At 46.9% G+C, this 14539-nt stretch carries 10 protein-coding genes; 3 read left to right on the top strand and 7 right to left on the bottom strand.

Annotation, left to right across the window (positions count from 1 at the left end; translation table 11 throughout):
- Nucleotides 1–2: 2 nt before the first annotated feature.
- Together MKY12_RS05655 and MKY12_RS05650 are read right to left on the bottom strand one after the other, a co-directional pair.
- The gene (locus MKY12_RS05655) at nt 3–920 is read right to left on the bottom strand and encodes an ABC transporter permease subunit (protein ID WP_339313156.1); all 918 of its coding nucleotides are present in this window, start codon (nt 918–920) and stop codon (nt 3–5) included.
- A gap of 76 nt (nt 921–996) precedes the next feature.
- A complete protein-coding gene (locus MKY12_RS05650; protein WP_339313155.1) occupies nt 997–2694 on the bottom strand; it encodes a hypothetical protein in 1698 nt (565 codons plus the stop codon).
- Between the two features lie 336 nt (nt 2695–3030).
- Between MKY12_RS05650 and MKY12_RS05645 the strand changes: the two genes are divergently transcribed.
- Nucleotides 3031–3858: an AraC family transcriptional regulator gene (locus tag MKY12_RS05645; protein WP_036727855.1), complete on the top strand. Its 828-nt coding sequence runs from the start codon at nt 3031–3033 to the stop codon at nt 3856–3858.
- 242 nt (nt 3859–4100) lie between these two features.
- Here MKY12_RS05645 and MKY12_RS05640 read toward each other — a convergent pair whose 3' ends face one another.
- Complete coding sequence (locus tag MKY12_RS05640; RefSeq protein ID WP_339313154.1) at nt 4101–7184, bottom strand: glycoside hydrolase family 2 TIM barrel-domain containing protein; 3084 nt, start codon at nt 7182–7184, stop codon at nt 4101–4103.
- 139 nt (nt 7185–7323) lie between these two features.
- Here MKY12_RS05640 and MKY12_RS05635 point away from each other — a divergent pair, with 139 nt between their 5' ends.
- Nucleotides 7324–8172 carry an AraC family transcriptional regulator gene (locus MKY12_RS05635; protein WP_339313153.1) on the top strand — a complete coding sequence of 283 codons (849 nt, stop codon included), beginning with the start codon at nt 7324–7326 and terminating at the stop codon, nt 8170–8172.
- 60 nt (nt 8173–8232) lie between these two features.
- On the opposite strand, the gene sigK is transcribed toward MKY12_RS05635, so the two are convergent.
- From sigK to MKY12_RS05620, 3 genes are all read right to left on the bottom strand, one after another.
- Nucleotides 8233–8754, bottom strand: a complete 522-nt coding sequence (gene sigK / locus MKY12_RS05630; protein WP_339314795.1) for an RNA polymerase sporulation sigma factor SigK — start codon at nt 8752–8754, stop codon at nt 8233–8235.
- Between the two features lie 271 nt (nt 8755–9025).
- Entirely contained in the window at nt 9026–11467 is a 2442-nt protein-coding gene (locus MKY12_RS05625) for a flavocytochrome c (protein ID WP_339313152.1), read from the bottom strand.
- The gene (locus MKY12_RS05620) at nt 11464–12090 is read right to left on the bottom strand and encodes an NADPH-dependent FMN reductase (protein WP_339313151.1); all 627 of its coding nucleotides are present in this window, start codon (nt 12088–12090) and stop codon (nt 11464–11466) included. Before MKY12_RS05620 ends, MKY12_RS05625 begins: the two co-directional genes overlap by 4 nt.
- A 190-nt stretch (nt 12091–12280) precedes the next feature.
- Here MKY12_RS05620 and MKY12_RS05615 point away from each other — a divergent pair, with 190 nt between their 5' ends.
- On the top strand, nt 12281–13219 hold the full coding sequence (locus MKY12_RS05615) for a LysR family transcriptional regulator (protein ID WP_339313150.1): 939 nt from the start codon (nt 12281–12283) through the stop codon (nt 13217–13219).
- Here the strand turns inward: MKY12_RS05615 and MKY12_RS05610 are convergent.
- Complete coding sequence (locus MKY12_RS05610) at nt 13182–14111, bottom strand: FAD:protein FMN transferase (protein ID WP_339313149.1); 930 nt, start codon at nt 14109–14111, stop codon at nt 13182–13184. The genes MKY12_RS05615 and MKY12_RS05610 overlap by 38 nt on opposite strands.
- Between the last annotated feature and the right edge of the window lie 428 nt (nt 14112–14539).

Genomic DNA, 14539 nt, shown 5'->3' with positions numbered 1-14539 from the left:
ACCTAGAACAGACTGCTGTCTGAAACTTTACGGGCGCTATAGTTGACCGCGGTAATCAGGATCAGGCCGATGACAGAGTTGAATAAGCTGATCGCTGTCGCAAAGCTGAAGTCGGCGTTAACCAGTCCGATCTTGTACACATACGTGGATATAACTTCCGAACTGCTTAGATTAAGGTTGTTCTGGAGCAGGAATACTTTCTCGAAGCCGATACTGAGCAGCCCGCCCACGCTGAGAATCATCAGGATAATAATGGTGGAGCTGATGCCTGGCAGATCAATATAGCGGATCTTTTGCAGCCGGCTGGCTCCGTCAATTCTTGCCGCCTCGTACAATTCAGGATTGACGCTGGCCAAAGCCGCAAGATAGATAATTGCCGCATACCCGGTTTCTTGCCAGATGCCCGACCAGACATAGACCGACGAGAAGCTGTCGGCGCTTGCCAAGACATTCGGAGGATTGTTGTTGCCGAGCAGACTGGAGAACAGCGCCAGAGGGCCGCTCGTCGGAGACAGCATGATCTGGATCATACCGACCAGGATAACCGTCGAGATAAAATACGGCGCGTAAGTAAACATTTGCACGGTTTTTTTGAAGCGGACATGCTTCACTTCGTTCAGCGCCAGCGCCAGAATGAGCGAGCACGGGATCGACACGATCAGATAGTACAGGCTCAGGACCAGCGTATTCTTGACCAGCGGCCAGAAATACGGTGACGAGAGAAACAGCTCGAACTGCTGAAAGCCGACCCAGGGACTCCCCCAGATACCCTGAACCGGATTAAAGTTGCGGAAGGCAATCTGAACGCCAACCATCGGCCAATAGCTGAACACGAGCAGAAAAGCTGTCGGGAGCGCGATGATGGCGTAAAGCGGCCAGTGCCGGACTATGCGTTGCCGTAATTCAGAATTCGGTTTCATCGTCGATCATTCCTCGCTTAAAAAAGTTGCATCATCCGCTCCGGAGTACCGCAGAGCGGATGATGCCCATGCCGCTTTATTGCAGCGATTCGAGATTCTTCACCACTGCATCATCGCGCTGGTAGCTGCTCGTATCAAACGGGCTCACGATCGCTTCTTCGGTGATGCTCAGGAAGTCTGCCAGACCCAGCTTCTTCACACCCTCCACATATGCATCCCAGTCCTTGTCGATCGATTTATTGCCGACGATGAACTCGGCAGTCCATTGGTTGACGTATGAAGTAATGTTCGTCTTCAGCTGGGAATATTGCTGTGACTTGGCGGGATCGATCCAGATCGACGCTGGCACAACCTGCGCCGGCTGCTTGCCTTTGTAATCCTTCTCCGTATAGTAGTGCAGCAGCGCTTCCGAGCCGGAGCCATCCGGCGTGAACGGGGATTTGGCGACGATGCTGTTGCGCCATTCCTCCGACTGGTAGATCGGCCCCAGCTGATTCCAGCCCCGGGTGAACGGTGTCGGCGGCTGAAAATCAATATCGAACAGCGCCGGTGTCCCGACCAGTCCGGTTTCACCTTCCTTAGCTCTAGTCCAGTATTCGCCTTCCGGCCCCATGTTCGCCATGGTCGCGCCTTCCGGCGTCCAGATGAAATTCAGCAGCTTCATGATGGCAATTTTCTCTTCTTCTGATGCTTTATTCGTAATGGTGAAGACGGCTCCACTGACACCATTGCCGCTGAATGCCGCGTATTGGGCGCCCCCCGGACCTTTGAGCGGCGGGATGGTGACCCAGTCAATGATTTCACTCATGTTCTCGGCCCCGACGACGCAGTTGATGCAGCCCCAAGGCACTACGCCCACTTCATGATTGACCGCTTGCTTGCTGAGTACGTCATTGGTCTGGGTAAATGCCGCACTGCTGATCAGACCTTTGCTGTACAAGCGGTTAATATAGGAGAGCCCGTCTTTCCATTCATCCTTGATTGCGGCAAATTCAAGCTTTCCGTTATTTATCTCCAGGCGGTTCCCGCCGTCGTTATACACGAAGGCATTCATCAGGAACGTCGTCGGATCGGAGTTCCAGCCGTCCGTGGACCCTGTAAGCGGCAGGATGCCGTTCGACTTAAAAACCTCCAGCATATGCTCGAATTCATCCGTAGTCGTCGGAATACTAAGACCGTACTTTTCCAGGAGCGGCTCATATACCCACAGCTTGCTGGAGTAGTAGCAGTGCAGGCAGTAGTTATAGAACGGCAGGCCGTAAATGTTGCCGTCCGGAGCGTATACCCCTTGCTTGAGCGCCGGCGTGTTCTCGATTTCCTTCCAGACATTAGGCGCATACTCTTTCAGGAGATCGTTTAAGGGCACAAATACGCCTTGCTTGCCGTATTTCAGCAGGTCCTCATTGGTGAACTGCCCTGCCCAGAAGATCGAAGGATAATCTCCGCTGGCCAGCAGCAGCGGCTGCTTGGTCGTAACATCCGTGTTAGGTACAGTTGACCACTTGATATCTATATTAAATTTCTCTTCGGCATACGTTGTGAACCAGTTGGTATCCATATTCCCGTTGGTGCTCGAAGTGCCGGCGAACAGATTGACAGTGACAGGCTTGCCTTGTCCGGATGAGTCCGTCGGATCCGTTGCGTTTGTACCCGATACACCAGCCGGCGTGGTAGCGCTTTCTTTTTTACCGTTATTACTTTGCGAACATCCGGCTAACAGTATAATGACCATGATCGTTAACATTAAAATTACGGTTTTGCGTTTCCCGTTCATCCTTGAAGCCCCCTCTATTTTATTCATGCTGTACAACGATACTGCGAATCACCCCCTTAAACTGAATAATCCATTCTTAAAATTATATAAGATTATCACTGCTGCTTCAGACAAACAATAACTGTAGCGGAATGAAAATGAATACCCTTTCAAAACTGTTGATGAAGGATAAACAGACCTCTAGCCATTATTTTAGTCCAATAAACAGAAGGTTAGGTGCTGCATTTCGTTCAAACTTTGTCTTGATTATAAGGGATGGCAGTTCAGAGTAAAATCAGGTAAAATTAAAGTATCATATAAAAAAATGAAAGTTGTTGATGGTCCATGGAGCGTTATATGAAGCATTACATGAAGCAATTTCTCGTCACCACTTTGGATCGGACACTGCCGATTTATATAGAACTGACGGGCTATAATGAATGGCAAGAGGAATTTGACCGGCCAGAGGGCTATCACTGCTATCACTGGCTGCATACGGTAAGCGGGGAAGGCCAATTCGAATGTTCGGGAACCACGGTTACGCTTGGACCGAACCAGGGAATCCTGCTTCCTCCACATGTCCCGCATCGTTATGTCACCTTATCACACCCGTGGTCCACCTGGTACGTTACCTTCAATGGTAATTTAGCTCCGACCATTATCTCCTCATTGGGATTGGCTACATCTACGGTCATTAGCTGGGAGCCCGGCTCCAGGCTGTCCAAGATTCATTACAGAACGCGCCATCTGGAGCAACGGCCATCCGAATTCAGCGGAATGGACAGCTCGGCTTTCGTCTATCGCTTCCTGATCGATCTAAAGCGCTTTGGACAAGTGGATAACCAGCGCTCCTATTCCCAGCATTCGAAACGTCTGCTACCCATGATTCAGTTTTTGGAGAATAATTTTCATGATCCCGGCATCGGTCTGGCCAATCTTTCCGAGTTCACCGGCCTCAGTTCGCAGCGGCTAAATTATTTATTCCGCATAACCACCGGTATGAGCCCTTATCAATATTTGATTCATTTACGCATTCAAAAGGCCAAGGAGCACCTGATCCTGGACAAACACCTGACCATCAAAGCCATTGCCACACTTGTCGGTTTTTTGGACGCGAGCCATTTCATCTCCACCTTCCGCAAATTCGAGGCAATTACGCCCCAGCGCTTCCGGGAGCTTAATTGAAGATGCTGTAAATATCAATAAACCGGAACCTCTTCTTGCTTTATTACTCGTTATTTAAATGTGACATTGTTTATAGACCAACAAAAAAGACCCGCCTATGGCAGGTCTGCTTTGTCTCTCACCGCTTCGCCTTATAATACCCCAATACGGTAATATATCCGGTCTACGGATTTCCCAGCTTGCTTGAACCGGACCTCTTTCACAATCCTTCCCTTACTCAGCCAGTCAAAAATTAGTTTTTCTTAAGAAATGATTTCTATAGTTACCGTATAAACATAGATACCTTTCTTAATTTGATAGGGATCGTGAATATTTTTGGTCCAGCCGGTATCTCCGCCAAGACCTGCATGTTTGTGATCAATATGAAGATAAACAGAATCTGAATTTCCCAGTTCGTCTTCATAGGCGGCGTTGTCATATTGCTCAATACTGTGCCCATGAATATCAAAATGGAAATGTCCCGCTGCCGATACTTTTACTTCTTGTTCATTGGATGACAAATATAAATAGCGGACATCCTCCTTACCACCGCATTCTACCGGTAAGATATAGGGTACGTGCTGCTGTTCTACAGTGCTCTCATATACTCCAACGAATGCGGCAGATTTACGATCCGCGTAGTTTTCCCATGGCCCGCGGCCATACCATTTCATCTTCTTCCAGGCATCCGAGAACTTAAAGCTTAGCCCAATTCTCGGGAGGGTGTCGACCTTGGCATTGTTCACAACTGTATTGGTGATTTCTATCCCTTTGCCGCCGACGGTATAATTGGTTTTGGTTTCAATGCATCCATGATAGATACAATTAACTTGAATGATAACAGCAGCCGGTGCTGCAAATACCCGAATACTCTTGATTTCTTTCTCATTGGAATGGAGCCCGAGAGCTATCCATTCATCTGCATAATTGGACGATTCAAGATGAATACCTCCATCAATTCCTGTTGGAGGGCGATAGAAGTTATTGGTTCCTCCCGTGAAATAATTCTTGTGATTGTATTTTACAGAGATGAACTCTGCGGTTTCTTTCGAGAAAAGAACCGTTGTATTTTCATTATAGATATGAATTTCATTTGTCGTTTCATCATACTTCAAGCTATCCTTTTCTATATCTCCGGTATGCACTTTATTCACAGAATCCTTAATCTCTATCTGGCAGGCATAAATACAGGTTCCCTTCTTAGAATAAAAGGTGTCCTCGTCCAAATAAGCATAGAAATTAAGAAAAGCTTCCCCGGAGACTTTAGACGAATCGTATGGTGCTTGAAGCTTATCAACGGATCCGGGCGCTGTGTGATATTTAGGCAAACTACCGCTTTCTATCACATTGCCATCGCAAACCAGTTCCCAAGCCATATTCAAATGGCTTAAATCCCGATGCGTGTAATGATTATAAATTCGATAGCCATCATTCCCAGGCATGTAATCCATTTGGATAGGAGCTTGTACATTTTTGATTTCATTCGCAGCCGGCTTGAGAGTGAGATCTGGGAAAACTATACCATTCAGGCACATATCAGGTGCAGGATCAGTAACCTCTTCCTGGAATGCCCCGCCATAGACATACTTTTTATTTCCGTCTTTATCCTGCTTAACCAGCGCTTTATCCTGAAAATCCCAAATAAATCCTCCTTGAAACCGCGGGAATTTATGAATGAGATCCCAAAATTCCTTAAAGTTTCCGTTACTGTTACTTTTCGCATACGCATATTCACACATAATAAAAGGACGCAAATCCTCGCTTTCAGCCATGACATCCAGGATCCAATCTTTCTGAGGATACATAGGCGCCATAATATCGGAGATGTTTGCCGGAGGATTCAGAGACTCATACTGAACGTACCTTGTTTTGTCATACTCCTTAATCCAGCCGTACATCGCAGCATGATTCGCTCCATAACCGGATTCATTACCCAGAGACCAGAGAATAATGGATGGATGATTTTTATCTCTCAGAACCATCCGTGTAGCCCGTTCCATATACGCATTTGTCCATTCGGGGGATGCGCTTAACTGGCCGCCAAGACCGTGTGTTTCAATATTGGCTTCATCCACCAAGTAAATGCCCAGTTCATCACACAAGTCATACCATTCGATTGCGTGCGGATAGTGACTTGTTCTTACCGCATTGATATTCAGCGATTTCATGACCTTGATTTGCTCGCGCATATATTCTGTTGTTACGACTCGTCCTGTTTCAGGACAAAAGGCGTGAAGATTGGTTCCCCGTATAATGAGACGCTTCCCATTAATTCTCAGGACCCCTTTTCGATCGATATTCACTTCACGGAAGCCGACATTCGCGCTCTCAATATCAACTACATTTCCAGACAAATCAATCATTTCTAACACCAATTTATAGAGATAAGGGCTCTCGTCGCTCCACAAGTGAGGATTTGAAATGGTTTTCGTAACCTTTGCTACATATTTTTCTCGCAGGTAGGAATCACAATCCGCAAACTTTGGCGTTTCAAACTCAGTAACCAATTTCTGTTCGCTATCATACAGGGACAACCGCACATGAGCCTCACCATAACCATTCACTTGATTATTAGGTGCAACCGTCACTTTTAATTCGGCATTGTTGTAATTCCCCGAAAAGAGGGTTTCGATCTTATAATCATGAATGCGCATACGTGGTTTTGCATAAATGAGAACATCCCGGTAGATCCCCGAGAGATGCCAGTAATCCTGATCCTCCAGATAAGTCCCGGCTCCAAACCGCATCACCTGAACAGCTATAAGGTTTTGTCCCTTTTGAATGTAATCCGTGATATCAAAAGAAGCGTTAAGCTTACTATCCTGAGAATAACCAACCAGTTTGCCGTTTAACCACAGATAAAAACACGATTCTACACCTCCAAAATCGATAAATATATCCCTTTCGTTAAAATGTTCGTCAACTTCAAACGTTCTAACGTAACAACCGGTAAGGTTACTCTCTGGAACATGAGGCGGATTCAAAATGTATTCATTATTCCTGAGTTGAATTTCGTGACTTGAACCCTCCCCTTTTTGAACAAAAGGATACAACATATTGGTGTATACAGGTTTTCCATACCCCGAAAGCTCCCAATTGGAAGGAACCGGAATATGATCCCAATGGGAAACATCATATTCAGGACTATAGAATTCATCCGTTACTTCATCGGGAGATCCGAACATTTTAAACTTCCACATTCCATTCAGGCTTTTTACGTATTTAGACTTTCTCCGGTCTCCGCTTAAAGCCTGTTCTAAGGTTTCGTATACTCCGTAGGGCTCATGCATGGGATAACGGTTTTTTTGAGTAACATATTGATTTTCCCAATCTCTGCTTAGCTTCATCGGCTTAAATAACACTCCCATCCATTGTTCCAATTGGTTGATCTTTCAATGTAGATACCCCTATAATATAAGGAAAATTCCTTATATTAAATGTTGAGTATGGTATTTCATTTATCCATTTTGGTAGGAGTGTGAATACATGAATGTTGAAGACATTAATGAAAATGATGTAATCTACCGATGTATCGGCAAAGACTTTAATCAGGGTATTTTATCTTGCGGCTTTATGCGGAAAAGATCAGCAGAGCGTTCTCAATATGATTTTAAGATAGGATATTACAGCTGTTTTGTAGTATTGCAAGGCAGTGGAACGTTTATTTCGATGGACGGTACCGTTACTCCTATGCAAGCAGGTGATCTTGTTCAACGTCTACCTGAACGTTTGCACTCTACTGCAATTGAACCCGATGGGAATTGGATCGAGTTTTATATCAGTGTCGGGTATCCTGTCTATTCCTATTTAAAGACACTTGGAATTATTAATTCCGATAAGGAAGTCCAATCGGCACTGCATACGAATGATTTTTTCTTTGATTTTGTTTCCTTGCTGAAAGCCTTGAAAAGTGCAACAGATGAAGGTCTTCCCTCCCTGCTAATGAAATCTCAGGATCTGATTATCCGATTGCACAGCAGCATTCATAATGCTCATAGCAATGAAATTGAAAGTAAAATAACAAAAGCCTGCGAGCTGATTAGTGTCTCCAATGATATTCACTTTGATATTCAGGAAGTGGCATCTGCCGTGAATATGGGCTACGAGAACTTTCGAAAATTTTTCAAAGAGACTACGGGGATTTCCCCTAAGCGATACCACACTGAACATTTAATGAGACAGGCCAAAATGATGCTGCTATCCGGACTTCCCATCAAACACGTAGCCGTTAGCCTGGGTTACGGGGATATATATTCATTCACCAAACAATTTACGAAGTCAGAAGGGGTATCTCCAGGACGATATATCCGTAAAACAAAACCTGTTCAAAATTAAGTTTGAAAAACAAAAAGCAACTCATCCGCAGACAAGTTGCTTTATAAATTGATTAAGAGTTTACCGCTTCACCTTATAAAACTCATGATACAGCTTCATCAGCGCCCTCTTCTCAATCCGCGACACATAGCTCCGCGAGATCCCCAGCTCCTTCGCAATCTCCCGCTGCGTCCTCTCTTCTCCGCCTGTATCAAGCCCAAACCGCCCGACCACAACTTCCTTCTCCCGATCATCCAGGATATCCAGATTCCGATAGATCTTGCTCTTCTCAATCTTCAGATCCACTTCCTTAATCACATCGTCCGCTTCCGAGCCGAGGATATCGATCAACGTGATCTCGTTGCCTTCCTTATCCGTTCCGATCGGATCGTGGAGAGATACGTCTTTGCGGGTTTTTTTGAGTGACCGGAGGTGCATCAGGATTTCATTCTCGATACATCTTGCCGCAAAAGTAGCCAGCTTCGTGCCCTTGTTCGGGCGGTAGCTCTCGATGGCCTTGATCAGCCCGATGGTGCCGATGGAGATCAGGTCCTCCATGTCTTCGCCGGTGTCGCCCGAATTTCTTGAGGTTGTGGACACGATACGATGTCATTTCAATCGTTAATTCATTTTATAAAAAAATCCTATCGGGAAGTGTTGACAGGAGTGAGCGGCGGCCCTGCTGTAAATTCGGCTACAATGTGTTGAAGCAAGCCGCAGCGGACCAAAAACGCAAGGTAGCGATCCTCCAATAACAAGAGAATCGCTGCCTCTTTAACAACATTTAGAATCAAGATGAGCTGTTATCTTCGTAGTAAGTCTACTTATGAGTCAGCTCCACTGCTTAAAGAGAGATGTGATCTAAAGACTTATTTCATGACTTCGACAAAACAGCCTGCTCCTCAACAGCTGTCCGTCCGGCAATTCGACCGAATGTGAAAATGTCGGTGAGCGAGTTACCACCCAGACGGTTACCAGCATGGATACCGCCTGCCACCTCACCGGCTGCGTACAAGCCCGGGATGATCTGGCCAGATTCGTGAAGAACATGCGTCTGTGTATCAATCTTGAGTCCGCCCATCGTATGGTGAACAGCTGGCTTACGAGGTGTCGCATAGAACGGAGCCACTGCAACCTTAAGATCGAACGCATTTTTACCAAATTCCGGATCATGTCCTTGATCAACGTAAGAGTTGTACATCGCGATCGTATCCACTAGCGTAGTCGGATCGATATGAATTTGCTGGGCCAGCTCCTCCAGTGTGTCCGCTCTGAATAGCGTGCCTCGCTCCACCTGCTTATCGATCTTCGCTTGATTTGTGTTATAGGCCGTCTCCTTGATCTTGTCATCCGCAATCAGATAGAACAGGCCTCCGTTATTGATTGCTGCTATCGACAACTGATCGCGGCTACCATATTCGTTGACGAAACGTTTGCCCTGCTGATTGACCATGACAAAGTTCTGTGGCGGCACTTGCAACCCGCTAAACAAGGCGCCCGTCTGCGGATCGGACACTGGCATCATCTGCGAGAAGCCCATGCCGACCAGTTCAGCGCCCGCACTTTGTCCCAGCAAAATACCATCGCCGGTAATCGCCGGAGAATTCGAGGTCTTGATGTCGTCATCGATCTCGCTCCAGTACGTATTGTACTGCTTCAGCATCTGCGTATTGGCCCCAAAGCCACCGGAAGCCAGCACCACGGCCGGCGCATGAACCGTTACCGTTTGCCCAGCTACTCCGGTACCAATTACGCCGCTGACTCGGCCGTCTGCTTCAATAATCAGTCGCTTCACCGGGGTATCGGTGAGGATCTGACCACCCTGTGCACGGACAAATTGCTCTAAAGCCGCTACGAAGGCATAGCCTTCATGCTTCACTGGTTTATGTCCACGGCGCCACAACGCTCCTACCGGCATGGTCACTTCGTTATAGTCAAATTCGACACCCAGTTCCTCCAACCATTTAACGGAGGCTAACGCCTGATCGGTTAATACCTTAACCAGATCATATTGCCCGTAAATGGAATACCCCTGAAGGTCGTTCCGTTTGCCGCCGAAATAGGTCTGCATCCGGTGGAAGATCGCGGAGTCGAACAAGAATTCTTTGCCCTCTTTCGTATCGCGGAGATAATCAGCCACCTGATGTTTGAAGATACGGAAGTCCGCCAGATACTCGGCATCTACCTGTTCTTCAGGGGTTGCTGCCAGCTCTTCAATCGTATGACCTTCACCCGGAATCGCTGCGAATTTACGTTGCCACTCTGGATCGGCAGCGTTCATTGGACCACCTGTTCGTACCGTATTACCACCTATGGCTGGGAACTTCTCGACGATGATAACCTTCTTGCCCTGCTGAAGCACGCTGGCTGCTGCTGCGAGTCCCGCACCACCCGCACCAACGACCACAACGTCCGCTGTATACTCTTCGTCGCCGTGATTGATCGCACTCTGTGCTTTTGGCCGTTTTTTTAATACATCCGGGTTGGCGCCTGCCATCTTGACCGCCTTCGCTACTCCGTCGATGACCCCATTGCTAGTGACGGATGCGCCGGACAAAATATCCACGTTCAGCGTCTGTCCTTCGATGATCTGACTCGGAATCCGGGTAAATACCACATCCGCAATCCCCTGTGATTCGCCCGCCGTATCGATGTCGATCTTCTCTATACGAGTCGAACTCATCTCAACGATCATCGGCAGATCACCGTTGTGTCCGACCGCCTTTACCTCATAGGTTCCCGGTTCAAAGCTAACGTCTTCAGGGACATTCAGCAGATTAGCGATTTTGGCAAAACGCATAAAGCGATAGAAGCAACTCTCCAAGAAATCAACCGTCCGATCCGACTTGATCTTCCCCGCTTCATCAAAGGCTTCATTCGCACGGCCCAACAGGAACTCCGAGCCAGGCATCACGCTAGCATTGACACCGGGTGCATCTAGAATCTGACGCAGATGTAGTTGTGCACGGGAGGACCCCTGCACATCATACGCCGCACCGACAACCATGACCGGTTTGCCATCGAACGGGTGAAGATTCCACGACAGCCATTCCAGAATACTTTTCAGCGCGGAGGGGACCGAGTGATTATGCTCCGGTGTAGCGATAATGACGCCATCCGCTTCCGTAATCTTCGTGTTAAAGTTCTGAATAATCGGACTCTGCGATTGATCGTCCGACTCATTAAACATCGGGACACCCTTCAGTTCCAGAATTTCAATGTCCACTTTTTCGCTAAAATGAGACTTCATAAATTCCAGTAGCTTCCGATTATAAGACTTCGACGCGTTGGTTCCTACAATTCCGACAAATTTCATGCCCGTTCGCCTCCCCAGATTGCCGATTCCCAGCTAAATGCTTTGCTTTGCTCTGTCTTGAAGTGGTTCTCTTTAACCAACTGTTGGTTAATCTTCACGAACAATTGGAACTCTTCGAAGATCTCCTCCAGCTCCTGAACCTTATTTGCGTAGACCAGATCACCTGACTCGTCAAAAGCGGCAAGTGAATGTCCCAACAAAAATTCCGAGCTCGGCAGAACGCGAGCCTTAAGCTCTGGAGCATCCAGAATCTGACGTAGATGCATCTGGGCGCGAGATGTACCAAGCAAACCGTGGGAAGCACCGACGATCAGAACTGGTTTGTTAATCAAAGGACGGGTTGTATAGGAGATCCATTCCATGGCGCTCTTGAGCGCCGCTGGGATGGTATGATCGTATTCCGGGGTCGAGATAATGACGCCATCCGCTGCCGCAATCTGCTCGCATAAGGCTTGTACTTCAGTTGGCGCCTGACGATCTTCCGGTTCATCAAAAGCAGGGAGGTGCTTAATCTCGCAGATCTCAATCTCCGCCTGGCTGGAAAAATGCTTACGCATAAATTGCAACAGCTTGCGATTCGTCGAAGTATTCGAGTTCGTTCCGACAATACCGATTAGTTTCATAATTTTCTTCCTCTCTTACTTTGTGAATAATTACACAATATAAAACAGCTTTCTACGAATTCCTTTTGACTTGGTCACTTACCTTTACAAATAAATTTTAGTATGAAAAAATACATTTGTGAAATATCCATTTTCTTATCGTTCTATAACAGTTCTCTTATACCATCTTTAATGAGAGCAGGTGATCCTTATGACTACGATTGATTCTTCCAATATCCTTCATTATCTTGACGCGATTCTCAAGCACGGAAGCTATACTAAGGCCGCCAAGGACTTGTATGTTTCGCAACCTTACCTCACGCAGCTTATCAAGCGAATCGAGCATGAGATCGGCACAGAAATTTTGAATCGACAGACCTCTCCCTTGCAACTAACTGAGGCAGGCAAGCTGTACTATCAGTATCTGATGTCCCTCGAAATGGCACAGGAACAATTCCACAAACGAATCGCTCACTATTCCATAAGAGACACCCAGACGATCAAGCTCGGTATCTTGTCCAGCTTAGGTTCGTATTTATTGCCTTTGTTTTTACCCGATTTCATGAAAAAGTACCCGTCTATTAAGATCGAGATTCAAGAGGATTACTCCGAGGTCAATGAAATCCGCGTGTTGAACCATGAACTGGATTTTTTTATCGGACAAAATCCAGAGACCCTCTCGCCCAATCTGAATGTTGTCTCATGGGGGCCTCACGGTTATTATGCGGTGGTGACAGAGGACTCCCCGTTGTATGACATTAATCCGAAGACGTTAGAGGAGAGCCATGCCAATCTGAAGCTGCTACTGCAAAGTCCCCTTGTGCTGACCAAAAAAGGTTCTTCGATTCGCCGGCAGCTTGATCACCTATTTCAGAAGTTTAAGATCAAGCCAACTGTTATATTGGAAAGCACGAATATTTTCACCACGCTGGAGTTAGCTAAGAAAGGCGTTGGTATCGCATTCGTCCCCTATAGTATCTGCATGTCGGAAGCCCCTCAGGGCTACCGCCTGTTGCCCTTATCACTGAATTTGTTGTCGCTCGATTATTTTATTGCCTATTCCAAAAACAAACCTCTATCTTCGGTGGAACAAGATCTGATCGCACTCTTTACTACAGATGTGCCATGTACGCACGCAGAGCATCCGTAACAGCCAGCTCGTTATGTTCCGTGATCACGATACCCTCAATCTTAGCGGTCGAATTCAGCGTACGAATGATCTCGGCCGCACGCTTGCCATATAGACGGGTAGACCCAATCTCTCCCTCCAATGACTGCTCCGATACAATCGTCAAGCTTGCTACATCGCTCTGTACCGGGTACCCCGTTTGTCCGTCAAAAATATGATGGTACTTCCGTCCCGCAACCTCCAACTTCCGCTCATACACGCCAGACGTCACAATGGATTGGTTCTTCAATTTCATGACCAACGCATAATTCCCTCGCGGTAGCTGTGGATTCTGAATCCCGACCCGCCATAACCCGTCTTCAGACGCCGGGTTCTCACCAAAAGTCAGCACATTCCCACCTAGATCGATGAACCCTGCGCTCGCCCCCTGACGCTTGAACACCTCCACAATTCGATCTGCAAAGTACCCTTTGGCCAGCGCACCCAGATCAACCTCCATCCTTTCCTTTTCCAGGAAAACAGTCTTCCGTTCCTCATCCAATTGAATATGATGCGGATCGATAAGCTGCCGACACTCCGCAATGACCGCTTCCGGAGGATGCTGCGCCCCTGCAAACCCGATCTTCCACGCCTTGACCAAGGGACCAATCGCGATGTTCAGCAGACTGTCTGCTACGAGACTCTCCCTCTTCCCGATTGCAATCAGCTCGAACAGATCCGTATCGACAATTACGGGACTCTTCCCGGCTTGGTGATTAATCTGCATGAGCGCCGAGCTCGGATTATTCGCACTGAAGCGCTGCTCGTAGTCAATTAGCTGCTGCTCCGCATCCGCCAAGAGCGCCGCTGCATTCTGATGATGAACGACCATCGTAATAACCGTTCCCATGAGCTGTATAATTTTCTTTTCCATAGTGAGCATCCTTTGTTAATGAGATAGTGGAGATGAGTTGAATCGTAAATGCTTACATTTAGCATAAGCGATCGAAATGGGCAAGAAGGGCTTTTGGCATGTTTAAGGAATGGCGCGTTGTACGATTTAGCTTGCCTACGATTACTTCAAAAATGCGTTTCATGATGACATCATCCAGCGTTTTCATGTGTTTCGAAAGAGACGAATGGCTTGAGCATAGATCACCATGCCTTAGGAGGAATATGTAATCCAACCCCACATTTTTATATAGTCTTCTGTAGAGGTATTAGATGATTTGCTTTACACCAGCTTGTTTCGCTGTATCATTATATGTATAAAAAATAATTTGCTCCTTGTCCACCGACTGCAATAAACACTACTATTCCCTCGCATTTTTAGCCCCCCCTCAAACAAATTAAAAAAGCACT

It is taken from the genome of Paenibacillus sp. FSL M7-0896 (assembly GCF_037975415.1).
GTDB lineage: Bacteria > Bacillota > Bacilli > Paenibacillales > Paenibacillaceae > Paenibacillus_AQ > Paenibacillus_AQ silagei.
The sequence above is the reverse complement of the archived record's forward strand: the minus strand, read 5'-3'. Positions and strand labels throughout refer to the sequence as shown.

What these genes read in the sequence shown, in the direction of transcription:
- MKY12_RS05615 (WP_339313150.1), top strand. Translation starts at nt 12,281, where the DNA reads ATGACTACGATTGATTCTTCCAATATCCTTCATTATCTTGACGCGATT.
- MKY12_RS05655 (WP_339313156.1), bottom strand. Translation starts at nt 920, where the DNA reads ATGAAACCGAATTCTGAATTACGGCAACGCATAGTCCGGCACTGGCCG.
- MKY12_RS05640 (WP_339313154.1), bottom strand. Translation starts at nt 7,184, where the DNA reads ATGAAGCTAAGCAGAGATTGGGAAAATCAATATGTTACTCAAAAAAAC.
- MKY12_RS05610 (WP_339313149.1), bottom strand. Translation starts at nt 14,111, where the DNA reads ATGGAAAAGAAAATTATACAGCTCATGGGAACGGTTATTACGATGGTC.
- MKY12_RS05625 (WP_339313152.1), bottom strand. Translation starts at nt 11,467, where the DNA reads ATGAAATTTGTCGGAATTGTAGGAACCAACGCGTCGAAGTCTTATAAT.
- MKY12_RS05645 (WP_036727855.1), top strand. Translation starts at nt 3,031, where the DNA reads ATGAAGCATTACATGAAGCAATTTCTCGTCACCACTTTGGATCGGACA.
- MKY12_RS05650 (WP_339313155.1), bottom strand. Translation starts at nt 2,694, where the DNA reads ATGAACGGGAAACGCAAAACCGTAATTTTAATGTTAACGATCATGGTC.
- MKY12_RS05635 (WP_339313153.1), top strand. Translation starts at nt 7,324, where the DNA reads ATGAATGTTGAAGACATTAATGAAAATGATGTAATCTACCGATGTATC.
- MKY12_RS05620 (WP_339313151.1), bottom strand. Translation starts at nt 12,090, where the DNA reads ATGAAACTAATCGGTATTGTCGGAACGAACTCGAATACTTCGACGAAT.